Source organism: Streptomyces sp. NBC_00353, from assembly GCF_036108815.1.
GTDB lineage: Bacteria > Actinomycetota > Actinomycetes > Streptomycetales > Streptomycetaceae > Streptomyces.
This window is the reverse complement of sequence record NZ_CP107985.1, coordinates 8654734-8678526: the sequence shown is the minus strand read 5'-3', so window position 1 is coordinate 8678526 and position 23793 is coordinate 8654734. Positions and strand designations below refer to the sequence as shown.

Annotated in this window: 22 protein-coding genes; 9 read left to right on the top strand and 13 right to left on the bottom strand. The window is 68.5% G+C overall.

Translation table 11 applies throughout. The features are described from left to right. Nucleotides 1-169: 169 nt before the first annotated feature. Entirely contained in the window at nucleotides 170-2614 is a 2445-nt protein-coding gene (locus OHA88_RS39085) for a SpoIIE family protein phosphatase (protein ID WP_328629005.1), read from the bottom strand. A gap of 172 nt (nucleotides 2615-2786) precedes the next feature. Here OHA88_RS39085 and OHA88_RS39080 point away from each other — a divergent pair, with 172 nt between their 5' ends. From OHA88_RS39080 to OHA88_RS39065, 4 genes are all read left to right on the top strand, one after another. Beyond that, nucleotides 2787-4187 carry an amidase gene (locus tag OHA88_RS39080; protein WP_328629004.1) on the top strand — a complete coding sequence of 467 codons (1401 nt, stop codon included), beginning with the start codon at nucleotides 2787-2789 and terminating at the stop codon, nucleotides 4185-4187. Between the two features lie 169 nt (nucleotides 4188-4356). Then, complete coding sequence (locus OHA88_RS39075) at nucleotides 4357-5424, top strand: substrate-binding domain-containing protein (protein WP_328629003.1); 1068 nt, start codon at nucleotides 4357-4359, stop codon at nucleotides 5422-5424. Nucleotides 5425-5831: 407 nt separating this feature from the next. Next, on the top strand, nucleotides 5832-7094 hold the full coding sequence (locus OHA88_RS39070) for an alpha-L-fucosidase (RefSeq protein ID WP_328629002.1): 1263 nt from the start codon (nucleotides 5832-5834) through the stop codon (nucleotides 7092-7094). A gap of 89 nt (nucleotides 7095-7183) precedes the next feature. Continuing rightward, nucleotides 7184-8149 (top strand): aldo/keto reductase, encoded by a 966-nt coding sequence (locus OHA88_RS39065; RefSeq protein WP_328629899.1) that lies wholly within the window; start codon nucleotides 7184-7186, stop codon nucleotides 8147-8149. A gap of 72 nt (nucleotides 8150-8221) precedes the next feature. On the opposite strand, the gene OHA88_RS39060 is transcribed toward OHA88_RS39065, so the two are convergent. From OHA88_RS39060 to OHA88_RS39040, 5 genes are all read right to left on the bottom strand, one after another. Continuing rightward, a complete protein-coding gene (locus OHA88_RS39060) occupies nucleotides 8222-8731 on the bottom strand; it encodes a mycothiol transferase (protein WP_267006830.1) in 510 nt (169 codons plus the stop codon). Nucleotides 8732-8853: 122 nt separating this feature from the next. After that, nucleotides 8854-9318 carry a hypothetical protein gene (locus tag OHA88_RS39055; protein ID WP_328629001.1) on the bottom strand — a complete coding sequence of 155 codons (465 nt, stop codon included), beginning with the start codon at nucleotides 9316-9318 and terminating at the stop codon, nucleotides 8854-8856. Nucleotides 9319-9502: 184 nt separating this feature from the next. Beyond that, entirely contained in the window at nucleotides 9503-10546 is a 1044-nt protein-coding gene (locus OHA88_RS39050; RefSeq protein WP_328629000.1) for an ABC transporter substrate-binding protein, read from the bottom strand. 95 nt (nucleotides 10547-10641) lie between these two features. Next, nucleotides 10642-11505 carry an ABC transporter permease gene (locus OHA88_RS39045; protein ID WP_328628999.1) on the bottom strand — a complete coding sequence of 288 codons (864 nt, stop codon included), beginning with the start codon at nucleotides 11503-11505 and terminating at the stop codon, nucleotides 10642-10644. Further along, nucleotides 11495-12310 carry an ABC transporter ATP-binding protein gene (locus OHA88_RS39040; protein WP_267006826.1) on the bottom strand — a complete coding sequence of 272 codons (816 nt, stop codon included), beginning with the start codon at nucleotides 12308-12310 and terminating at the stop codon, nucleotides 11495-11497. Before OHA88_RS39040 ends, OHA88_RS39045 begins: the two co-directional genes overlap by 11 nt. Before the next feature lie 218 nt (nucleotides 12311-12528). Between OHA88_RS39040 and OHA88_RS39035 the strand changes: the two genes are divergently transcribed. Continuing rightward, nucleotides 12529-14127 (top strand): sensor histidine kinase, encoded by a 1599-nt coding sequence (locus tag OHA88_RS39035; RefSeq protein WP_328628998.1) that lies wholly within the window; start codon nucleotides 12529-12531, stop codon nucleotides 14125-14127. Then, nucleotides 14124-14822: a response regulator gene (locus tag OHA88_RS39030; protein ID WP_267006824.1), complete on the top strand. Its 699-nt coding sequence runs from the start codon at nucleotides 14124-14126 to the stop codon at nucleotides 14820-14822. Before OHA88_RS39035 ends, OHA88_RS39030 begins: the two co-directional genes overlap by 4 nt. A gap of 78 nt (nucleotides 14823-14900) precedes the next feature. On the opposite strand, the gene OHA88_RS39025 is transcribed toward OHA88_RS39030, so the two are convergent. From OHA88_RS39025 to OHA88_RS39000, 6 genes are read right to left on the bottom strand one after another with little or no spacing between them, the layout of a single operon-like run. Then, on the bottom strand, nucleotides 14901-15668 hold the full coding sequence (locus OHA88_RS39025) for an ABC transporter ATP-binding protein (protein ID WP_328628997.1): 768 nt from the start codon (nucleotides 15666-15668) through the stop codon (nucleotides 14901-14903). Further along, nucleotides 15665-16462, bottom strand: coding sequence for an ABC transporter ATP-binding protein (locus OHA88_RS39020; protein ID WP_328628996.1), 798 nt, complete (start codon nucleotides 16460-16462; stop codon nucleotides 15665-15667). Before OHA88_RS39020 ends, OHA88_RS39025 begins: the two co-directional genes overlap by 4 nt. Beyond that, on the bottom strand, nucleotides 16459-17286 hold the full coding sequence (locus OHA88_RS39015; protein ID WP_326632662.1) for an ABC transporter permease: 828 nt from the start codon (nucleotides 17284-17286) through the stop codon (nucleotides 16459-16461). The genes OHA88_RS39020 and OHA88_RS39015 overlap by 4 nt, the downstream gene beginning before the upstream one ends. Then, on the bottom strand, nucleotides 17283-18248 hold the full coding sequence (locus OHA88_RS39010) for an ABC transporter permease (RefSeq protein WP_267006820.1): 966 nt from the start codon (nucleotides 18246-18248) through the stop codon (nucleotides 17283-17285). The genes OHA88_RS39015 and OHA88_RS39010 overlap by 4 nt, the downstream gene beginning before the upstream one ends. Next, on the bottom strand, nucleotides 18248-19765 hold the full coding sequence (locus OHA88_RS39005; RefSeq protein WP_328628995.1) for an ABC transporter substrate-binding protein: 1518 nt from the start codon (nucleotides 19763-19765) through the stop codon (nucleotides 18248-18250). Before OHA88_RS39005 ends, OHA88_RS39010 begins: the two co-directional genes overlap by 1 nt. A gap of 45 nt (nucleotides 19766-19810) precedes the next feature. Beyond that, complete coding sequence (locus OHA88_RS39000; RefSeq protein ID WP_328628994.1) at nucleotides 19811-20548, bottom strand: DUF1684 domain-containing protein; 738 nt, start codon at nucleotides 20546-20548, stop codon at nucleotides 19811-19813. A 286-nt stretch (nucleotides 20549-20834) separates the two neighbouring features. Here OHA88_RS39000 and OHA88_RS38995 point away from each other — a divergent pair, with 286 nt between their 5' ends. The 3 genes from OHA88_RS38995 to OHA88_RS38985 all read left to right on the top strand — a co-directional run bounded on the left by OHA88_RS38995 (nucleotide 20835) and on the right by OHA88_RS38985 (nucleotide 22610). After that, complete coding sequence (locus tag OHA88_RS38995) at nucleotides 20835-21137, top strand: hypothetical protein (RefSeq protein ID WP_328628993.1); 303 nt, start codon at nucleotides 20835-20837, stop codon at nucleotides 21135-21137. 181 nt (nucleotides 21138-21318) lie between these two features. Beyond that, a complete protein-coding gene (locus OHA88_RS38990) occupies nucleotides 21319-21759 on the top strand; it encodes a CBS domain-containing protein (RefSeq protein WP_328628992.1) in 441 nt (146 codons plus the stop codon). A 65-nt stretch (nucleotides 21760-21824) separates the two neighbouring features. Next, nucleotides 21825-22610: an HAD family hydrolase gene (locus OHA88_RS38985; protein WP_328628991.1), complete on the top strand. Its 786-nt coding sequence runs from the start codon at nucleotides 21825-21827 to the stop codon at nucleotides 22608-22610. 99 nt (nucleotides 22611-22709) lie between these two features. Here OHA88_RS38985 and OHA88_RS38980 read toward each other — a convergent pair whose 3' ends face one another. Beyond that, on the bottom strand, nucleotides 22710-23771 hold the full coding sequence (locus OHA88_RS38980; RefSeq protein WP_328628990.1) for a hypothetical protein: 1062 nt from the start codon (nucleotides 23769-23771) through the stop codon (nucleotides 22710-22712). Between the last annotated feature and the right edge of the window lie 22 nt (nucleotides 23772-23793).

The window sequence follows — 23793 nt, the reverse complement described above, 5'->3', positions numbered from 1 at the left end:
TCGGATACCTGCCGCACCATTCATCCAATGTATGCGCGGACTTCCGGGCACCCTGTAGGACTGTTGAGCCGAAAACGTAGAGAGTCATCGGATGACCGTCAAGGGATGCAACGAGTTCGTCCGATGAACACGGTGGCCTGCTCGCACGCCGCGCGCGAAGACGGGCTGTTCAGACCGGCTCCCCGGCCTCGTGGACCAGCTTCTGCTCGGTCCAGATGGTTTTGCCCTGCTGCGTGTAACGCGTTCCCCAGCGGTCGGAGCACTGGGCGACGAGGAACAGTCCCCGGCCGCCCTCGTCGGTGGTGCGGGCATGTCGAAGCCGTGGTGCGGTGCTGCTGCCGTCGAAGACCTCGCAGGTCAGGACCAGGTCATGGATCAGGCGCAGTCGGATGGGCGCCGCGGCGTGCCTCATGGCGTTGGTGACGAGCTCGCTGGCGATGAGTTCGGTGGCGAACACCTCCTCGTCCAGGTCCCATGATGTGAGCTGGCGGGTGACGAGCGACCGGGCCGTGGAGACGATAGCCGGGTCCGTCGGCAGGTCCCACGATGCGACCCGGCCGGGGTCCAGTGCGTGTGTACGGGCGACGAGGACGGCGGCGTCCTCGTCTGCCTGCGTCGGAACCAGCGCCTCGGTGAGCATGCAGGCCGTCTCCTGCACCGAGCCGGACCGCCGGGCGAGCAGGTCTGCGAGTCGGGCCTCTGCCGGGTCGCCGCCGCGCGCCTGCAGGAGGCCGCTGGTGTGGAGCGCGAGCACCGAGCCCTCCGGCAACGTCACCTCGGTCTTTCCGAACGGCGGCCCGGGGAGGCCGAGTGGGGCGGCGGACGGAACGTCCAGCATCATCACTGTCCCGTCCGGGTGGACGACAGCGGGGCCGGGATGGCCTGCGCCGGCCGCGCAACAGCGCAGGGAGATGGGGTCGTAGATCAGGTAGAGGAAGGTGCACCAGGCACCCGAGCCGGCATGTGGCGCTTCGGAGCCTGCTTCCTGCGGCGGTTCGTTGCCGTCGCGCCGGGGACCGGCTTCGTCGGCGAGACGCCGTACCAGGTCATCGAGGCGGGCGAGCATCTCGTCGGGCTCCAGGTCCAGATCGGAGAGCGTGTGCACGGCCGCGCGGAGCCGTCCCATGGCGGCGGCGGTCTCCATGCCGCGTCCGGGCACGCTGCCTGCCACGAGCGCCACCCTGGCCCCCGACAGCGGCACGACATCGACCCAGTCACCGCCGGCCCCGCCGTGCACGTACTCGTAGGCCACCTCCACCCCGTTGTTCCGGGGAGGTTCCGTCGGAAGCAGACTGCGCTGCAGCGCCATCAGGGAGTCGTGCTCGCGCAGGTAGCGGCGGGCGTTGTCCAGACAGAGCGCGGTGCGGCGACCGAGCTCGGTGGCCACCGTGAGATCGTCCTGCTGGAAGGGGCCCTGCTCCCCCCAGCGGTAGAAGGTGGCGATCCCCAGGGCACGGTCCTGGGCGACCAGCGGTACGAACATGAGTGAGTGGATCTTCTCCTCCAGCATCCGACGGCCGCGTACGGGATCGCTCAGCACCCACTCGCTGTCAGCGGTCAGCGGGCTGACCAGGCGCGGTTGCAGGTCCGAGAGAGCCTGGGACGACGGTGACGTCGGCGGGAAAGTGCTGGACTCGCCGACCGGGTAGGCACCAGGCAGTGTGTCCGGTCGCCGGGACCGCGACGCGGCCCGCCGCAGCACGGCGCCGGGCTGCACCGGGCCGGAAGATATCTCCTCGCCCATGAGCACCGGCTCGAGAACCTCCACGCCGATGCTGTCGGCCAGCCTGGGCACTGCCACCTCTGCCAACTCCTGGGCTGTGCGCATCACATCGAGTCCGGTTCCGATGCGTGAACCGCCCTCGGCGAGCAGAGCCAGCCGCTCCTGTGCGAGGTAGCGTTCGGTGACGTCGACCGCGGCGTCAGCCACGCCCAGGACACGGCCGTCGTCGTCCTCGAGGCGGAACGCGGAGACCGAGTAGACGTGCGTGTGCTCCGGATCCCCCGGTGGCCTGCCGCGCTTCTCGAAACCCATCACCGGTTCACCCGTATCCAGCACGCGGCCCAACACTCGTTCCACCAGCTCCGGGCTGAAGTCGGGCCAGGCCTCGGTCGGCCGTTTGCCGAGCGCTCCCGCAGCGGGGGCGCCGTGCATGCCTTCCGCAGCGCTGCTGAACCGCACCAGCCGCAACTGCGGGTCGAGCACGAAGAGCCCCACCGGAGACCGGGTGAACAGTGCCTCGAGCAGCGCCCGGTCCAGGTCCGACTCCAGGGGCCCCGTCGGGACAAGTGTCACCGTCCACCGCGCGTCGGCACCGCTTCCCGCCCCAGTCGATTCCACAGGGCGGATGGACATCCTGCAGGGCACCGGTCGGCCGTTGCGATGACGCACCACGCTCGTGGCGCCATCGGCGTCCGCCGATTCCTCGGCCGTGGCCAGGAACTCGGTCGCTGGGCGGCCCAGCACCCACTCGGCCGGGTATCCGAGCAACTGCTCGGCTTCCGGGCTCCATCCTGTGATGACGCCTCGCACACCGACTTCGGCCCGGGCCCAGTTCCGTATCGTGTGCCCGTCGAGCCGGTCCGTGCGGTGTTCGACGTCCGGTGCACCCATGTCCACCAGCCTCGTCCTGCATCTGCGTCCTTGTGCTCCCAGTCTCCTCCACGGCAACCCGCTCACAACTTGTCCAAAAGCCTCCCCACCCCATGCGGCACGAGATTACCGTTCGGTAACACGAGTGCAGAGGGATTGGCGGCGCGGGCAGCGCAAGGTTGACTCATCAACCATGACCGACTGGACCGGCCGCACCGCCGTCGACATCGCCGCCGCCGTACGTGAAGGACGGGCCGACGCCGCCGACGTCACCCGCCAGCATCTGGCCCGCATCGCCCGGCTCGATCCGGGCCTGTCCGCTTTCCGGCACGTGCGGGCGGAGCAGGCGCAGGCAGAGGCGGAGGCGGTGGACCGGCGGACCGATCGCGCTTCCCTGCCGCTCGCAGGGGTCCCGGTTGCGATCAAGGACAACATCGCGGTCGCGGGCGAGCAGGCCCGCAGCGGATCCGCTGCCACCGCGCCGGACCGCAGCTCCGCCGACCATGTGATCGTCGAGCGGCTGCGGGCGGCGGGCGCCGTGGTGATCGGTCTGACCAACGTGCCGGAACTCTGCCTGGTCCCGATGGCGGACAGCGTCTACGGGATCGCCCGCAACCCCTGGAACGAGCAGCGCACACCCGGCGGCTCCTCGGGCGGCAGCGCGGCCGCAGTGGCCGCCGGTCTCGTCCCCCTGGCGCACGGCAACGACGGGTTCGGCTCGATCCGTATCCCCTGCGCCTGCTGCGGAACCATCGGGATCAAGCCCGGGCGCGGCGTCGTGCCGCACGCACCGGACGACCCGACCTGGTTCGACCTGGTCGAGAACGGCCCCATCGCGACCACGGTGCAGGACGCGGCCCTCGGACTGGCCGTGATGGCCGGTGAACCGGACTTCGCGCAACTCGGCGAACCGGGGCCGCTGCGTATCGGCGTGTCGGTCCGGTCGATATCGCCGGGCTTTGCGATCGCCGCCGAATACCGCCGTGCCGCGCTGGAAACCGGAAGGCTGCTGGAAGGACTCGGGCACACGGTGTCCCGGCACACCCAGCGCTATCCGGCATGGCTGGGACCTGCGTCGCTGAGCTCCTGGTACGCCTCCGCGCACCAGAGCGCCGAGGGACTCGACCGCACCGAACTCGACCGGAGCACCCGGCGGTTGGCCGCAATCGGCAGGACGCTGGCGGCCGTGCACCTGCAGGGGGACCACGCGCGGGACCGCTGGCGCACCGAGGCCGCAGAACGCTTCTTCGGAGAGATCGATGTCCTGCTGCTGCCCGCGCTCAGCCGGCCGGCGGCGCAGGCGAAGCGCTGGGGCGAACACGGCGCGCTGCGCACCTCGGCGGTCAGCACCCGCACGGCCTCACTCTTCGGCTCCTGGAACATCGCGGGCTGGCCGGCGCTCGCCGTCCCCGTGGGGGTGGACGCCGAAGCGATGCCCGTCGCAGTGCAGCTTGTCGCCAAGCCCGGCGGCGAGAAGCGCCTGCTGGAACTCGCGGCGCAGATCGAAGCCGCCAAACCCTGGCCGCGGCACGCGCCGCGCTATGCCGCGGACACCACGGGCAGCGCCGGGGCCCCGATCGCGGAAGAAGCCTGACACCGGCTTCAGGTGTGCGACAGCTGTCGTTTGTCGTTCCTCTTCACTCAGGAGCTTCAGGAAGAGACGGTTCACGCGCGTCTGATCGTATGGACAGAAACGCGCATGAATGATCTGAGGCGACCTGAGCTGTGCCTGAACAGGGCGGTCGCGAGAAAGGAGCACCAGCATGCATGCCGAGGAGCGACATCAGGCGATCCTGCGCCGGCTGCGGGAGGGCAACGCGCTGCGGGTCACGCAGTTCGCAGCCGAGCTGGGCGTTTCATCGGTGACGATCCGCCGTGATGTCGAGATCCTGGCCGACCGCGGACTCGTGGTCCGGGTCCACGGCGGTGCGATGCTTCCCGGCGCGTGGGCGGAGACCGCCCGGGCCGACGGCGGAAGCACCGCACCCCAGCCGGTGGGCCGGGACCGCACATTCGGCCTGATCGTGCCTTCGGCCGGCTACTACTACCCCGAGGTGATCAAGGGGGCCCGCGAGGCCGCGGCGGCCCGCGGAGTCCGGCTGGTACTGGGCATCTCCGAGTACAACCCGCACGAGGAACGCGCACACGCCCGGCAGATGGTCGAGGACGGCGTCGACGGGCTGCTCGTCGCACCGTCCGACGACAGTGTCCACGAATGGTGCGGCAGACTCCCGGTACCCGTCGTGCTGATGGAGCGGCGCCCGGTGGCGTCGGAGTCCCCGGCCGAGTACGTGGCGTCCGACCACACCTACGGTGCCCACCTCGCCGTCACACACCTGGTCGGCATCGGCAGACGCCGTATCGCACTCCTGGTGCGCGCGCCCAGCCCCACGGGGCCGTGGGTCATCGACGGGTACCGGGCGGGTCTGCGCGCCGCCGGACTCCAGCCGCCGGAGGGGCTGGTATTCGACATGGGCAGCTGGGGGGCCAGCGACGCCCGCTACGACCGGCCGAACCAGGAGCTGGCCGACGCCGTGGCCGGCGGGCAGGTCGATGCCGTCATCGTGCATCCGGACAACGAGGCGCTCGCGCTGCTCCGGCGGTTGCGCGCCGGGGCGGTGAAGGTACCGGACGATGTGGCGATCCTGGCCTACGACGACGAAGTTGCCGCTCTCGCGGACATCCCTCTGAGCGCCATTGCCCCGGCCAAGCACGAGGTCGGAGCCTCCGCGGTCGACCTGCTCGTCCGCCGCCTCGACCGGCCAGGCGCCGCCCGCCACCGACTGCTCGTCCTGCCCGAACTACGCGTCCGTCACTCCACCGGCAGCTGACACCCCCGGATGCCGCACATCTCAATTCCCCGGCCGTGGGGCCGGTTGAGATGTGTGGCGTTCAACTTTCTCCTGACCGCTACCGATCATTAGCGATCGATTGTCTGTTTGATATTGACATCGATCGTTCCTGTGCGAACCATTGCGATCACTCAACGTCGCTCGCAGGTCCCAGGAGAGAACCATGGAGTCTTTCCGTGCGTCATCCGCCGGAACTCCCGGAAACCAGCCGTCTCCCGGGTGTCACGCCTCGGCACGATGCGCGAGGAAGCCGCGCTGATCCACGCCTCGCGGGGACTCCTCGCCGATACCCAAGCACTACCCCGCCGGTTCAACTCCTCCCCGCCCGCCCACGCGGCGCCCCGACGTGCTGCCTCCCGTCACCGAACCGCGATTCAAGGACCATCGTGACCATCATCCCCACACCCGGCCAACTCGCCTGGCAGCAGGACGGATTCGGGCTCTTCCTGCACTTCGGCATCAACACGTTCAACAACACGGAGTGGAGCGACGGGACCCTCGACCCGGCCACCTTCGATCCCACCGACCTGGATGCCGGGCAGTGGGTGGACACGGCAGTCGCCGCCGGAGCCAAGTACGTGGTGCTGACCGCCAAGCACCACGACGGGTTCTGCCTCTGGCCGACCGGAACCACCGACTACTCCGTGGCCGCGTCACCGTGGCGGGACGGCCGGGGCGACGTCGTTGCAGAACTGTCCCGGGCCTGCCGTAAGGCGGGAATCGGCCTGGGACTCTACCTGTCGCCCTGGGACCGCAACGCCGACTGCTACGACGACCCCGAAGCGTACGACGACTTCTACCTGCGCCAGCTCACCGAGCTGTGCACCGACTACGGTCCGCTGTACGAACTGTGGTTCGACGGGGCAGGGTCCGAGGGCCGCACCTACGACTGGGACGCCGTCATGGCGGTCATCGATGAACATCAGCCGCAGGCGATGGTCTTCAACCTGGGCCGTCCGACCATCCGCTGGGTGGGGAACGAGGACGGCCTCGCAAGCGATCCTTGCCGGTACGTCACCGACTCCACCGACATCAGCCTCTACGACGACGGACCGGCCGCCCTCGACACGGCCCGCTATCTCCCGCCGGAATGTGACGTGCCCATCCGGGCCAACTGGTTCTGGCAGCCCGACGACCTCCACACCCTCAAGAGCCGCGACCAACTCCTGACCATCTGGTACCACTCGGTCGGCCTCGGTGCGGGCCTGCTGCTCAACGTTCCCCCGGACCGGCGGGGCCGGATCGACGACGCCGACCGCACCAGGCTCCTCGACCTCACCGACGAGATGGCCCGCCGATTCGCCACACCGATCCCGTGCGAGCTGACGAACACCGGCACCGGGGTGCTCGCCCGCTTCGCCGAACCTGTCCGTATCGACCACCTGGAACTGCGCGAGAACCTGGCCGGGGGCCAGCACATCGCGCACCATGAACTGGTCGTCGACGGACGGGTGATCGCCGAGGGCCGCACCGTCGGCATCCGGCGCTTCCATGCCTTCGAGCCCGTCACCGTACGGGAGATCCAGATCCGGCTGACGGGCGGGAATCAGGCTCTGGCAGCAGTGAACGGCTTCGACTGCGGCCACTCCGCGACACCTGCACCACCGACCCACGGACAGGCAGCTCCGGCCTCGGCGAAACCCGACTGACCCCGGCGCCCGAGTCGCTTATTGTCAACGTGATTCCTGGCAGAAGCCTCGGCTCGGTCAGGACGAGGACCATGACGTGGAGGATGATTGTGCGCTACCGCGAGCTGGGACGCAGTGGACTGTCCGTGTCCGAGATCGGATACGGCGCGTGGGGCATCGGTGAGTCCAGCTGGGTGGGTGCCACGGAGGACGAATCCGTACGCGCCCTGCACCGTGCCATCGACCTCGGCGTGAACTTCATCGATACGGCGCGCGGCTACGGCGAGAGCGAGCGCATCGTCGGCCGGGTCGTCCGCGAGCGGACCGACGACGAGGTGCAGGTCGCGACCAAGGTGCCGCCGAAGAACGGCACCTGGCCGGCGCCCGACGGTCTGGACCCGGCTGAGACGTTCCCGGGCGAGCACATCCGCAAGAGCCTGGAGACCAGTCTGCGCGCCGGCGGCCTGGACCACTTCGACGTACTGCAGTTCCACGTCTGGAGCGATGACTGGGTCGGCCGTGGTGACTGGCTGGAGACGATCGCGGAACTGAAGCAGGAGGGCAAGATCCGCCTGTTCGGTGTCTCCATCAACGACCACCAGCCCGACAACGCACTCGCACTCGTACGCAGCGGCGCCGTGGACAGCGTGCAGGTCATCTACAACCTCTTCGACCAGGCGCCCGCCGACGCTCTGCTGCCGGCCTGTGAGGAGCACGGCGTCGGTGTCATCGTGCGGGTGGCGCTGGACGAAGGCGGCCTCACCGGCCGGATCACCGCCGGCACGACGTTTCCCGAGGGCGACTGGCGCAACCGCTACTTCCGCGACGACCGCCCGGCACAGGTCGAGCAGCGGGTGGCCGCGATCGTCGCCGACCTCGGCATCGCTCCCGATGAGATCGCCGAGCATGCGTTGCGGTTCGTACTGAGTTCGCCGGCGGTTTCCACCGTCATCCCCGGAATGCGCTCCGTACGCAACGTCGAGCGCAACACGGCCCTGAGCGACGGACGTCCGCTCACCGCCGACCAGCTCGCCGTGCTGGCCAAGCACCGGTGGGAGCGCAACTTCTACTCGTGATCCGCAGGCGCTGTCGCCGGGGCCGGGCGGTACGCGGATTCACCCCCGCGCACCGCCCGGCCGTGAGCGTTTCTACCGGCGCTCCAGCGAACCCCGGACGAATGCTGCCTGGCCGACATGTTGCAGGTCGTCCGTGATGACGCTGATCAGACGCACTCCGAGAGTGACCGGCGGCGACCAGGTCTCATCCACAATGCGTTCCAGGGACCTGGGGTGGAGGCCACGAATGAACTCGACGCTCTGCTCGTGGACGGCGTCGTAGTAGCCGAGCAGCAGTTCGGGCGAGCCCACCCGGACAGCCGCGACCTGTTTGCTGCTCTGCCCGTATCCGGTGGCTCCCTTGTCGAAGGGCAGGTCGAAGCGGGAGGCCCAGTCCTGGGAGAACCAGACCTGCTGCACACCGGCCGCATCCGAGACATGGTCGTCCTGAATCCGGGTGAGGTGCCACACCAGCCAGGCGATCGAGTTCGCGCCGTCGTCGAGCCGGACGTGCAGGTCGTCGACGGAAAGGCCCTCGACCGCCGAGTGCACCGCTTCCTGGATTCGTGTGAACGCGTCCGTCAAAAGGTCTGCGCTGTTCATGCGAACACCATCGCCGTTTCCGCGCCCGGACCCTGCCATCGACACGCGCCGCACACCCCGCCGCACGCCATGTGCCTCGCGGGCTGCGGACGCCGGCCGTCGGCCCGGCGCAGGCTGTCCCGTCAGTGACGTCGGCACCGGTGCCACGGACACCGTGTCGCGCTTTCGCCTCCGCGTGGTGCGTGCGCGCCCAGGAATCCGATTCCCATGCCCAGCATCCAGAAGTCCTTGGCCAGCGGGATGCCGGTCTGGGTAGGTCGCAGACTGCCGGACTCCCGCATTCCGGGGACCCTCAGGTACAGACCGACCAGCCCGGCGGAGAAGCCGGTGAGCGCCACTCCGGCCAGTCGGGTCGGTACGAAGGGGGCGAGCAGCGTCCCGCCGACGGCGATCTCCGACCAGGCGAGCAGCCGGGTGAAGCGCCGCGCGTCCAACTTCTCCAAGAACGGATAGGCGATGCAGGCCATGCCGTGCACGCCCGCCGCCGTCTCCTGGTCCGCTTTCAGCTTGCTCAGACCTGAGTTCAGGATGAACGCACCGGTGGCGAGGCGCGGGGCCACATCGCGTGCTTCAAGTTTCACCGTCATGGGAGCCTCCGTCGATCTGGTACTCAGGCCCCTCGTCGACCTTAGCCAGAAGGTGGCAGAGGCGCTTGACGGAGAGGCCGGCCTCTCCGTCAAGCGCCTCGTCGGACTTCGCCGGGGCGCCGGTCCGTATCGCATCAGCCTCGTACGGCGCGTTCCGCCGTTCGGGGGATCGGACTGCCCGGGGTCAGCTCGCCTTCTTGACGAACTCAGTGGTGAAGGTCTTGTCGAGGTCGACCTTGGCGTTCTTCAGGTTCGGGTTGAAGGCCTTGAGGACCCGCTCGACGGTGGCGGGTCCGTCGGCGGGCATGACGCCGTCCGTGGTGAACATGGGCAGCGTGCTCTTGATGGCCTGCGCATAGAGGGCCTTGCCGCCGCCCTGCGCGTAGTCGGCGGGCATCTTGGCCGCGATCTCGTCCGCGCTGTGCGTGGACATCCACTTCAGCGTCCTGACGAAGGCGTTGGCCAGCTTCTGGACGGTTTCCTTGTGACTGTTGACCCATTCGGTCTGCATGTAGAGGCTGGAGGACGGGTAGAGCCCGCCGAGCGCCTGCTTGGAGCCTTCGGGGGTGCGCATGTCGATGAGAATCTTGCCGAGCTTCTTGTCCAGGATGGTGGCGACGGTCGGGTCGGTGGTCATGCCCCCCTGGATGGAGCCCTGCTGGAGGGCGGAGATGAAGGTCTGACCCGCTCCCACTGCGACGGGGGTGAACTGGCTTGTCTGCACATTGCTGTTGACGGCGAGGTACTTCGTCAGGAAGTCGGTCGAGGAGCCGATGCCCGTCACGCCGAGCTTCTTGCCCTTGAAGTCCTTCGGTGACTTGATGTCGCCCGCTGCCTGGTTGGAGACGATCTCGACCTCGCCCGGAGCCTGTGAGAACTGGACGACGGACTCGACCTGCTTGCCCTTCACCTGGAGGTCGAGGGTGTGGTCGTAGAAGCCGACCGTGCCCTGCACATCACCGGAGACCAGGGCCGTCTCGGCCTGGACGCCCGCCGGCTCGGTCAGGAGCTGGACCGACACCCCTTCGTCCTTGAAGTAGCCCAGCCGCTCGGTGAGCATCGCGGGCAGGTAGATGACCTTGTCGAGGCCCCCCACCATGATCTTGACCTTGACGTTCTTGCCGTCGGAGGCGCCGCTGGACTCGGAGTTGGAGCCACAGGCGGTCAGGGTGGTCAGGGCGAGTGCGCCGGCGACGGCGACGGCCGAGACCCGGGTGAGTGTACGCATCTGGTTCACGTCCTCGTGAAGAGAAGAAACGATCGGATATTCGAATGGCGGGTGGCGCCGGCGTGCGGAGTCGGCGCCGGCGTGTGGAACAGACGTCAGCGCGCGGAGTCGGCGTCAGCCGGCTTCCAGCGGAAGAGCCGCTTCTCGAGGAAGGTCAACAGGCCTTCGGCAAGCAGTGCGACGACCGCGAGGATCACCATCGCGGCGTAGACGCCGGCGGCGTTGAAGGTGCCCTGGGAAGCGGCGACCAGCAGTCCGAGCCCCTTGGTGGCACCGATGTACTCACCGACGATCGCGCCGATGAGCGCGAAGCCGAAGCTCACATGCAGGCTGGTGAAGATCCATGACGTAGCCGAGGGGATGACCACCTGGAAGGTGACCTGGCGGTTGCTGGCGCCCAGAATGCGGGAATTGGCCACGAGGTTGCGGTCCACCTCCCTGGCGCCCTGGAACGCGTTGAAGAAGACGGGGAAGAAGACGAGGACGACCGCTGAGGCCACCTTCGAGGCGGGGCCGAGGCCGAACCAGATCAGGAAGATCGGCGCGAGCACGATGCGCGGCAGGGCGTTGAGCACCTTGATGTACGGGCCGAGAACGTCGGCGGCGAAGCGGATCCGGCCCAGCGCGATACCGAGCAGCACACCGGCGATCACACCGATGACCCAGCCGAGCAGTGCTTCGTAGAGCGTGTACCAGATCTGCTCCCACAGGGAGCCCTGCGCGGTGCCGTCGACCACCCAGGTGCGGATCTGCTCCCAGATCTTCGACGGCATGGAGAAGTTGAACGGATCGATGACCGCGGTCCGGGCCAGCCACTCCCACAGCCCGATGACCGCGAGGAGAAGTACGATCCGGCTTCCGAGCACCAGGAACCTGCGGTTGCGGGTGGCTCGGGCTCTGGCCTGGGTCCGCTCGGTCTTGGTGACGGCGGGGCTCGCGGTGAGGGAATCAGGCGACATCGAGGGCACCCCTCTCGCGGGTGATGCGGACCTCTTCGCCGAGCGAGGACCAGATCTCCCGATAGATCTCCAGGAACCTGGGCTCCAGACGCACCTGTTCGACCTTGCGCGGGCGGGGCAGATCGATCTCGAAGACCTCCTTGACGGTGGCCGGTCCCGCGGTCATGACCACGACCTTGTCGGCCAGTGCGATGGACTCCTCCAGGTCATGGGTGACGAAGACGACGGAGGCGCCGGTCCCGGCCCACAACTCCAGCAGTTCGTCGGACATCAGGGCCCGGGTCTGCACATCAAGTGCGGAGAAGGGTTCGTCCATGAGCAGGATCTCGGGATCGTTGACGAACGTGGCCGCGAGTGCGACTCGCTTGCGCTGGCCGCCGGACAGCTGGTGCGGATAGCGGTCCTCGAAGGAGGACAGACCGACCCGGGCGAGCCACTCCCGGGCACGTTCCTTCGCCTCGGGCTTCGGCACGCCCCGGAAGCGGGGGCCTGCCATCACGTTGGACAGCACGGTGCGCCAGGGGAAGACCGCATCCTGCTGGAAGACGAAGCCGACCTTGTCGCCGATGCCGCTCACCGGCTCACCGGCGACCAGCACCTCCCCCTCGGTGGGCTCCTCCAGGCCGCTGACCAGCGTCAGCGTTGTCGATTTGCCGCATCCGGTAGGTCCCACCACGGCAACGAACTCACCGCGCCCGATCGTGAGGTCCAGATCTCGTACGGCGGTGTGGAGCGCCCCCGACGGAGTCCGGAACGCTTTGCTCGCCCCCCGCAGCTCGATGGCGGGGCTGGTTTCGCTGTTCATGGGGCGGGACGCTAGAGGCGGCCCGGGCACGACGGCACCCTTGCGCTCACAACTCCTGCTTCTGCCCATAACCTGCGGTTCTGCTCGTTCTGCTCACGTCTGAAGAACGAAAGTGCTACGAGGGCTGGTCAGCGACGGCGGCGACGTTTACGTTGCGTTCACACAGAGCAAAGCGGATCAGCAGATTCCCAGTCGGGCGGAAGGCAGAGGGCGAGCACATGCGGATTCACTGGCCCCGCCGTGTCTTCGCCCAGGTCCTGCTCACACAGGTCGCCATCACGACCGGGGTGGTCATGCTCGTCACCGGGCTCTTCCTTGCCCCGCTCAGCCACCAGCTCGACGACCAGGCGATGCGCCAGGCTCTGTCCATCGCCCAGACGACGGCCGCCGAACCCGGTCTGGTTCACAACCTGACGAGCACCGAGCCCAGCCCCGGCGGCCCGGTACAGGCCGAGGCGGAGCGGATCCGACGGGCCACCGGGGCGCTCTACATCGTGGTCATGGACACCCGCGGGGTCCGCTGGTCGCACACCGACACCCCACAGATCGGCAGACACGTCTCCACCGATCCCAGCACGGCCCTGGCCGGCCGGGAGATCATGCAGATCGACGACGGAACCCTGGGTCGCTCGGCACGCGCGAAGGTCCCCCTCCGCGACGCGCACGGGACGATCGTCGGCGCCGTCTCGGTGGGCATCGCCTACGACAGCGTCCGCGAGCGGCTGCTCGGCACCATTCCGGGACTTCTGCTCTACGCGGGGGCTGCTCTCGCCGCGGGTGTCCTCGCCGCCCTGGCCGTCTCGCGACGTCTGCAGCGCAGCACCCATGGCCTTGCCTTCGCCGACATCTCCGCGCTGCTGGACGAGCGCGAGGCCATGCTGCACAGCATTCGCGAAGCAGTTCTCGCCCTCGACGCCCGGGGGCGGATCCGGCTGCTGAACGACGAGGCGCAGCGCCTGCTGGAGCTCACGCCGGACGCCGTCGGCCGTGTTCTGAGCGAGGTGCTGCCGCCGGGCCGTGCGGCAGAGGTCCTGACAGGGCAGGTCGACGGCGTGGACCTGCTCACCGTCTGCAGGGGACGCGTGCTGATCGCCAACCGCATGCCGACCGGTGACGGCGGTGCTGTGGTCACCCTGCGCGATCGCACCGAACTGGAGCTGCTCGGCCGCGAACTGGACTCCACGCACGGCCTTCTCGACGCACTCCGCGCCCAGGACCACGAGCACGCCAACCGGCTCCACACCCTGCTCGGACTCCTGGAGCTCGGGAGGCACGAAGCGGCGGTGGAGTTCGTGGCAGAGGTGGCCAACGGTCGCCGGGCCTCGGCGGAGCAGGTCGCGGAACGCGTCAATGACCCTCTGCTGTCCGCGCTGTTGGTCGGCAAGTCGGCCATTGCGGCGGAGCGGGGCGCGTCCTTGCACATCTCCCCGAACACCATGCTCCCCGACGTGGTGGTGGACCCGCGCGATCTGGTGACCGTCCTGGGCAACCTCATCGACAACGCGCTGGACGTCGCTTCCCTCATCGAAGTCGAGCTCCGCGCGGAGGGCACCGCCACGGTCCTGCGGGTCAGCGACAACGGTCCGGGCGTGGCGCCCGATCTGCGCGAACAGATTTTCACCGAGGGCTGGTCCACCAAGCAGTCCCCCGCACATCGGGGCCGTGGGCTCGGTCTGGCGCTGGTACGCCGTCTCGCGGAGCGTTACGGCGGGGTGGCCCGCGTCGGTGCGAGGGCCGGTGGTGGCGCGGTCTTCACCGTCGTACTGCCCGAGACGCTCACCGTCCGGCAGCTGATCGAAGTGGGAGGGGTGCAATGATCGACGTCCTCGTGGTGGACGACGACTTCCGGGTGGCCGAGATCAACGCGGCGTACGTGGCCAAGGTGCCCGGCTTCCGCGTCGTCGCTCGCGCACACACCGCCGCACAGGCACTGTCCGTCCTGGAACGCAACCATGTCGACCTCGTGCTTCTCGATCACTATCTTCCGGACGAGACGGGGCTGACACTGGTACGGCGGCTGCGCCAGCTCGGCCACACGGCGGACGTGATCATGGTGACGGCCGCTCGCGATGTCACGACCGTGCAGACCGCCATGCGCTACGGCGCCCTGCAGTACCTGGTGAAGCCGTTCAGTTTCGGCGGTCTGCGGTCCAAGCTGGAGAGCTACGCGGCTCTGCGCCGCACTCTCGAAGGCGTGGGCAGCGGCCGCGGCGAGGCCGGCCAGGAGCAGGTCGACCAGATCTTCGGAGCTCTCCGCACCCCGGAGGCCGTTCCCGCAGCCGGTCTGCCCAAGGGGCACTCCGCGCCGACCGCCGAGGTCATCCGCCACGTCCTTTCCGCGGCGGACGAACCGCTGTCCGCACACGAGGTCGCCGTCCGGGCCGGGTTGAGCCGCTCCACCGCCCAGCGATACCTCAAGTACCTGGAGAGCGCGGGCCGCATCAGCCTCAGTCTCAAATACGGCGACACCGGCCGGCCCGAGCACCGCTACGCGTGGGCGAGGGCGAGCTGAGCTCCGTGCGGCGCCGGAGGCATCCGGCGCCGAACGGATCAGGTCGGGAAGGAGAGGCCTCGTGATCGGGCCCACCGGTCACGCCGGCAGCCGCGGCACACTTTCGACGAGGCGACGTGTGTACGGGTGCGCGGGAGCGCCCAGCACCTGTCCGGTCTCGCCCTGTTCGACGATGTGACCGCGCTCCAGGACGGCGGTGCGTTCGCACAGCGAGGCCACCACCGACAGGTCGTGGGAGACCATGACGAGCGTCAGACCCTGCTTCTGCTTCAACTCGTTGAGCAGGTCGACGACTTTGACCCGGGTGGTGACATCGAGGGCGCTGACGGGTTCGTCGGCGAGCAGCACCCGCGGGTCGCACACGGTCGCCCGGGCAATCGCGATGCGCTGGCGCTGGCCGCCGGAGAACTCGTGCGGATAGCGCTCTGCGGCGTCGGCCGGGAGACCGACCCGCTCCAGGGCGTCGGCCACCTTGGGCCCGGCCGTGCTCCGGCTGTCGATGCCGAGGGAACGCAGTGGTTCGGACACGATGCCGCCGACACGCCGACGCGGGTCCAGCGACGAGTACGGGTCCTGGAAGACACACTGCACGCTGCGCCTGAAACGCCGCATCTGCTCGCGGTCGCGTGGCTTCAGCTCGTCGCCGTCGAACCGGACGGTGCCGGAGGTGGCCCGGGCGAGCCCGAGCAGCAGCCGCAGCAGAGTCGTCTTGCCCGCGCCGGATTCGCCGACGAGGGCGAGGCTGTGCCCGGCGTCGACGGCGAAGGAGACGTCCTCGACGACGGGCACGGTGTGTCCCCGGTAGGCGAAGGAGGCCGCGTTCAGCTCCAGTACGGGCGTCATCATGCGCTCCTCAGGTCAAGAGCCGATTCCAGCTGCCGCGCGCTTGCCACCAGCGCCTTGGTGTACTCCTCGCGCGGGGCCCGCACGATCTCGCGGACATCACCCTGCTCCACGGCCCGGCCGTCCTTCATCACCAGAACACGATCGGTGACCTTCGAGACGACCGCGAGGTCGTGACTGACGAAGAGGACGGCCATGTCCCGTTCCCGTACGAGGGTGTCGAGCAGGTCGAGCATGTCGGACTGCACGGTGACGTCGAGCGCGGTGGTCGGCTCGTCCGCGATGAGCAGCTTCGGGTCGCATGCCAGCGCCATGGCGAGTGCGACGCGCTGCCGCTGTCCGCCGGAGATCTCGTGCGGGAAGGCGCGGGCGATACGGTCGGGCTCGGGCAGTCGCACTTGCTCCAGGGCTTCCACGACGGCCCGCTTCAGCCCGGCGCCCCTCAGCCCTCGCCTTCTGCCCAGCGGTTCGGCGATCTGCCTGCCGACGCGCATCAGGGGGTCGAGTGCGGTGAGCGGCTCCTGGAAGACGATGGCGGCGTCCCGGCCGCGTACACGCGTGAGCTGCTTCTCGCTCGCGCCCACGATCTGGGTGCCGGCGAGTTCGGCGCTGCCGGTGGCCGTCATACCGTCGGGCAGCAGGCCGAGCACGGCGAGAGTGGTCAGCGATTTCCCGGAGCCCGACTCACCGATGAGGCCGAGTCGTTCGCCGGGGGCGATGGTCAGCGAGAGGCCGTCGACAAGGATGCGCCCGTCGGCCGTACGGATCGCGAGGTCGCGTACGTCGAGGATGTTCATGCGCTCCTCCGTCGGGCCGCCGGGTCGAGGGTGTCGCGCAGTCCGTCGGCGATGAGGTTCACACCGATGACGAGCAGGACGAGCAGGATGCCGGGGGCCAGTGCGCCGGCCGGGGCCGTGGTGAAGGTGGCCTGAGCCTCCTGGAGCATGCGGCCCCACGAGGCGTTGGGCGGCGGCGCCCCCAGGCCCAGGTAGGACAGGCCGGCCTCGGCCAGCACCGCGAGTCCGAACTGAAGGGCCAGGTTCACCACGAGAGTCGGCCAGATGTTGGGCAGCACATGCCCGGCCACGATCCGCGGCCACGACGTGCCGGACGTGCGCGCGGCCGTGATGTAGTCCTGTGCCAGGACCCGCTTGACCAGGACCCGCACAAGCCGTCCCACGACCGCGCTCTGGGCGAGGCCGATCGCCAGCACGGCGGACCCCAGTGTGGCCGAGTGCGCGGCGACGATGAGCATCGCAAGCAGCAGCGTCGGGAAGGCGATCAGGATGTCGAGGAACGCGGAGAGCGTGTCGTCCAGCCAGCCTTGGGCGAACGCGGCCAGCACGCCCAGCGTGACGCCGACGGCGGCCGCGATGAGGACCGAACCCAGGCCCGCTTCGAAGGCGACCCGGGAGCCGGTCATCAGTTGGGTGAACAGATCACGGCCGAGCTTGTCGGTGCCCAGCAGATGGCCCGCGCCGGGGCCCGTGAGCCGGCCACCGGACGTGTCGTCGGCGGCGTACGGGGCCCAGAAGAGCGAGACCAGCGCAAGCAGCGCGATCAGGCCGGCCAGCACGCATCCGGAGGTCAGCGTGTACGAGCGCTTCGTCGACTGCTTCATCGGACACCTCCGGAGAGCCTGCCGCGGAGCCGGGGATCGATGATCCGCTGTACGAAGTCGGCGGCGAAGCCGATGACCAGCACCGCGAGCGTGGAGACGAACAGCACACCCTGGATCACCGGATAGTCGTGCTGCGCGATGCCGGTCGCGAGCAGCGAGCCGAGGCCGGGTAGCGCGTACACGGACTCCACGACCACAGCACCGAGCAGTGTGGACGCCAGCTCGATGCCGAGGATCGAGATCACCGGCACCGATGCGTTGCGCAGCCCGTGCCGCCACATGGCCCGCCCGAACGACGAACCCAGGGCGCGCGCGGTGCGCAGATAGTCGCTGTCCAGTACGTCGAGCGTGGCCGACCTGACGTAGCGGATCAGTGAGGCGCTCATCACGAGCGCGATGGTGATGACGGGCAGGGCGAGCGAGCGGACCGCCTCGGCCGGCTGCGACCAGCCGTCCGGCGGGAAGCCGCCTGCGGGAAGCCAGCCGGCGTTCAGCGCGAAGACGGCTATCAGGATCATCCCGAGCCAGAACACGGGCACGGCGATGCCCAGTTGGGAGACTCCGCTGAGCAGCGCCCCGTACCAGGTCCTGCGCCGGTGCGCGGCGACGAAGCCGACCGGGACGGCGATGAGGACCGCCAGGACGAACGCCGTGAGCGTGAGCGGGATCGTGACGTTCAGCCGCGAGCCGACCTCGGGCGCGACCGGCAGCGAGCTGACGAACGACGTACCGAGGTCACCGCCGGCCAGCTGCCCGATCCAGTGGACGAACTGCTCGGGCAGCGGCTTGTCGGAGCCGATGGAGTGCCGCGCCGCCGCGATCTGCTCGGGGCTGGCGCCCACCGAGGTGAGCGCGTTCGCGGGGTCGCCCGGCAGCATCCGCAGCAGCACGAACAGGACCACGCTCGCGAGCGCCAGCGACACCAGCAGGAAGGCGAGGCGACGCAGGAGATACCGCGCCATCAGCCCTTCTCGATGTCGTACGCGAAGAACTGCGAGTTGAGGCCGTTGACCGGGTAGCCGGACACCTTGCTGCTCGCCACGACGATCTGCGGGTACAGGTACAGCCAGTCGCTGGCCGCGTCCTCCGCGGTCCGGCGGTTGACCTTCTTCAGCAGGTCGGTCTGCTCAGCCGTGCCGGACGCCTGCTCGGCCTCTTCGACCCACTTCGTGACCTGCTTGTTGTCGTAGCCCCAGTAGAAGTCGGGGTTGCCGTACCAGACCAGGTCGCGGTCGTTGACGTGTTCCTGGAGCGTGGCCGTGAAGTCGTGGTTCTTGTAGACCTTCGTGTACCACTCGTCCGGTGTGATGGTGTTGATCTCGACGGTGATGCCGACCTTGGCGAGCTGCGACTTGATGAAGGTCGCCGCCGTCGGGTGCGGGTCGTAGTTCGGGGTGTCGAGGGTGAAGGTGAAGCCGTTCTCGTATCCGGCCTCGGCGAGCAGCTTCTTGGCTCGCGCGGTGTCGTAGGCGTTGACCTTGGTGAGGTCCTCGTACCACGGGTCGGTGGGCGGCACCATGGAGCCGATGAGCTTGCCGTAGCCGCCCCAGACCGACTCCAGAAGCTTCTTGTCGTCGATGGCGGAGGAGACGGCCTGGCGGACCTTGACGTCCGTGAAGGGCTTGGCCTTGTCGTTGAAGGCGAGCAGCAGCTTGGTCGTCGAGTTGCCGTCGTTGACCTTGTAGTTCTGGTTGCTCTTGAACTGGTCGAGGGCGTCGGGCGACTGCTCGCTCGTGACGACGTCCACGGCATTGGTCAGGAGCGCGTTGTTGAGAGCGGTCGCGTCCTTGTAGTAGTGGAAGACGACCTGCTTGTTCCTGGCCGCGTCACCCCAGTACCCGGCGAACCGGTCGAGGCCGAGAGCGGAACCGCGGGTCCACTTGTTCAGCCGGTACGGGCCGGTGCCGTCCTCGCTCGTCTTGAGGCTCTTCGCGTCGGAGTTGATGATCCACACGTAGGAGAGGTTGTAGACGAAGGAGATCGACTTCTTCGACAGCTGGACCTTCACCGTGCGCGCGTCCGGTGTCTCGACGGACTTGATGACCTCGAGATTGCTCTTGCGGGCGGACTGCGAGTCCTTGGCTATCACCTTCTCCAGGCTGTACTTGACGTCCTGGCTGGTGAGCTTCTTGCCGCTGTGGAACTTCACACCGTCGCGCAGGGTGAAGGTGTACGTGAGTCCGTCGCCGCTGACCTTGTAGTCCTGGGCGAGCAGATTCTCGACCTTGCCGTCATCGGTGAGCTTGAACAGCCCCTCGTACACGTTGCCGTTGAGCGCCTCGGTGACGCCCTGGCCACCGCCCGCGGTGTTGTCGAGATTCTGCGGCTCGTAGAGCGAACCGATGTTGACCGTGGCGTTCTTGTCGTACGCCCCTCCGGCGGCGCCGCCCCCGTTGGAGCCCCCGCCGCAGGCGGTGAGGGTCAGGGCGAGGGCGGCAGCGGTGGCGCCGCCGTACAGAGAGGTCTTCTTGATGCTCATGAGGAGTACGCGCTTTCGTGCTGCGAGGCGGGAGTACGGGGTTGATCAGTGCTGCGCGGGGAAGCCGTCACTGAAGACGGGGCGCTTCTCGCCGGCCTCGACGGGCAGGTGGAAACGGTTCTGCCGCGGCGGCATCGGACAGTTGTACTGGTCCGAGAATCCGCACGGCGGCACGAAGGCGCGGTTGAAGTCGAGGAGGACACGGCCCTCGCCGGTGTGGGTGACGAAGAGGAAGCGCCCGGCGCCGTAGGTGATGTCGCCGTTGGTGGGGTCACCGAAGACAAGAAGCAGGGTGCCGTCGTCGTCGAAGGCGCTCAGCACGTACTCCTGTCCGTCCAGGGTGAGCGCGATGTCACCCGGCACGGCGAGGTCACGGGTACCGCCGTTGTCGCGGATGTGCTCGAAACCGACCCGCCGGGCGCCCGGCACCGGGGTGTACGAGGCCTCCAGCACCCAGGCCGGGTCGTACGGGAAGGCATCGGTGCGATCGAAGTTCTGGATCGCGGGCGACTGCGCGTCCCAGAAGCGCAGACCGTGCTCCGGCTCGCCGGTGACGAGGTCGGTGCGCTCGACCGTGGTGACGGTCACATTCCCCGGCTGTCCGGCGCGGGCCGCGTCGAGGTCGGGACGCTCACCGGCCGGGGCCCAGCGGGTCTCCACGAGGGCGAGGTTGCCGGAGGGCGAAGTGATGGAGCGCCGTCGCTCGGCGCGCCATGCCTCCCAGTCCGCGGCGGGGTCGGTCGGCTGATCCGGGACGGCGGCGTGGGTCACGGCTTTACTCATTCGCGTAGACGATCGTCGGCTGTCACACGTCGGATATCACGCTGCGTGAAGTTCAGCCCAAAGGACCTTCTTTATCTTTCATAAGGCAAGCTAATGTCAAATTCAGGCCACTGGCCGAGATGGGTCTGTCTGTTCCAGCAGGTCAGAGCCCAGAAGGCCCGCCGTGCCACCCCTGTAGGGAGCATCCCAGGTTGCTCCGCATGCGACACACGGTCCGCCGGAGCACCCTGGTCCTGAAGCTGCCTGTCCCCCCGACCGGCAGTCGGCCAGGAAAGGGGTGGCAGCCATGTTCGCGAGGCTGAGCACCTACCAGGGTTCACCGGTTCCTGCAGAGGGAGACCTGACCGCGAACTGGGAAGCGATCCTCCAGCAGATCCAGGAGGCTTCTGGCTTCCGTGGCGTGTTCTACCTCGTCGACCGGGCCTCCGGGAAGGCTGCGTCGCTGACCCTGTGGGAGGACGAGGAGGCCATGCGGGCCAGCGAGGACACTGCCGCCCGGCTCCGCGAGGACGTTGCACACAGGGAAGGCCAGCGCGTCGCCTCGGTCGAGCATTTCGAAGTGGGTTTCAGTCATGTGGAGCCGTCATAGTCAGCGCTCCAGGCGTTGCCTGCGCCGCAGAGTCGCCGGGCCGACATCACGGCCCCGGCCGGGCCCGATCGCGGCGGACCCGGGATCCGCTACCTCGCCGACGCAGTCGGCAAGCGGGGTTGAGCCATTCGTGTTGTGATCGAAGACAGGGAAACACGCCGGTCGAGGGCAGGAGGAAATCATGTCCGAGAAGCTGCTGGCTCGAGACATCATGACCGGTGGCGTGCAGTGCGTCGGTGCACACGAGTCGCTGTTCGAGGTAGCGAAGACGATGCGCGATCTGGGTGTCGGTTGCCTACCCATCTGCGGCGACAACAACAGGCTCACTGGCTTGATCACCGACCGGGACATCGTCGTCAAGTGCTGCGCCGAGGGCGTCGACCCTGCAACCGTGCAGGCCGGGTCTTTCAATGCCAAGATCCACTGGATCGATGCCGAAGCGGACGCCGCCGATGTCCTGACGACCATGGAGGAACATCAGATCAAGCGACTGCCCGTGATCGACGTGAAGGGCGGCCACCGCCTGGTCGGCATGATCACGGAGGCCGATCTCGCGAAGAACCTGAGCGACGAACAGATCGCTGAATTCGTGAGCTGCGTGTACGCGACTGCTCAGACGTAGCAGATCATTCAACTGCCGTCGCAGTACGGGCTTCTCCTGACGCGGTCGGTGCGTATGCTCTGCGCATGATCCAGGCGGTACTGCTAGACCTCGACGCAACCTTGCTCGACTACGGCATGCCCGCCTGGAGGGCGACCGTGCGGGCCGTGTGCGACGTCCTGGTCCGGTCGGCCCCCGATCTCGATGCCGACTCGCTGCACGACGCCTATACACGCCGCTATCTCGACCACATGCGCGCGGGCGGGGACGGTGCGCAGCACCCGCCCGGCCGGATCCCGGATGCCGATTGCATCTGGAGGGAGTGCTGGCGGCAGGCACTCGACGAGTGCGGGCACGCCGGACTCGCCGATCCTGCGACCGATGAATACAAGCGGCAGCGTTGTCGGCGCTACGTCCTGTTCGACGACGTGGCGAACACGCTGAGTGCACTTCGCAGCGCCTCGTACCGGTTGGGGCTTGTCACCAACGGTCCGGGCGACGCGCAGCGGGACAAGATCACGGCGACCGGTCTGGACAGATTCCTGGACGTCACCGTGATCTCGGGCGAGGTAGCCGTGTCCAAGCCCGATCAGAGGATTTTCGAGATCACCCTCGAACGCATGGGCCTCGGGCCCGCCGATGTCTGCCATGTGGGCGACAGCCTGGTGACCGACATCGGCGGAGCGCTCAACGCGGGTCTGGGTGCCTCGATATGGCTGAACCGGTCGCACGTGGCGCGCGACCCCCTGCTGCGTCCCCCGTCACACGAGATCACTTCTCTTCACGAACTTCCTGCCCTGATGCGGAAAGGTTCCGCCCTCGGATCGGCGGGAGCGCGCCCGGACGACGCGACGGCCCCGGGAGCGCGCTGAATCTCAGGGCCGAGGCGAGGCCCGAGGAGTACCCGTCACAGCGGTGGCGGCACCCCTTCCGGGCGGCCGTCGCCCGGAGGAAGCAGGAATTCGGCCGGGTCAGGCGTGCGCGGCGGGGCGGGTCGAGCGCAGCCGGGACTTGATACCCACGAGCACGGCCGACAGCACGGCCCAGAGGGCCAGGGTGAGCAGCGGCACTCCTGCGTGGGCGCCGTCGAAGTAGCTCAGATCGCTCACCGCCCGTACCGCCGCGCCGGGCGGCAACAGAGCGGAGACGGCCCGGGCCGCGGCCGGCAGCAGGTCGGAGCTGATGGTGGCGCCGCTGGTGGAGTTGCCGACCGTCAGCAGAAGCAACGTCGCCACCGGGACACCGATGGGGCCGAGGTAGGTGCCCAGCAGCTTCGTGGTGAACGCTGCCGCGGCCGCCAGCAGCGCCAGTGTCGCCGCCAGCGGGAGGAACGGGGCAGGCACCGCGTCCAGGACGGGGCCTGCGATGATCGCGGCAACGATGCCGGTCGCCACCGAGACGCCCGTGATCAGCCAGAACCGGTGCCGCAGATGGAGCACGTTCGCCATGCCCAGCGCGTTCTGAGCCAGGACGAATCCGGCGAGGGTGACACCGAACGACACGTAGAACCCGGCGAGACCCCGCCCGTCGAACGGAGCGAGCGGCACCACGTCGGTCGTCGTGACCTGCTGGCCGGATCCCGCTGCGTACGCGGACACCACACTCTTGACCGCGCCCGTGGTGGACAGGCCGTTCGCCCCGGCCACCTCCAGGCTCAGCTGTCCGTTGCCGCCGGAGCTCAGTGCAGCCACCACGTCGTGCTGTTCCACGGCCTGGCGGGCTGCGGCCGCGCTCACCGTGGGGCGTACGTCGACGCTGTCGCCGAGCGACAGCTCCATCTTGTGCGCGAGGGTGTTGCCCACGACCGCCACCGGCAGCTGATGCGGCTTCGGGTCGCGTTGCAGCCCGACATAGCAACTGATGAAGGCCGAGACGAGGACCAGGGCGATCACCGCGGGCTGCAGCAGCGTCCGCAGCGGCGGTCGGCTGCTCGGGCCCGGGTGTCGCGGCGCGGCCGCCTCGCCGGGGACGGAGCCGGGCGGTGCGGCCACTTCCTCGCTGCGGGCGGAGACGGGACCGACGGTGGGTGTCATGAGATAACTCCGGTGTTCTGAA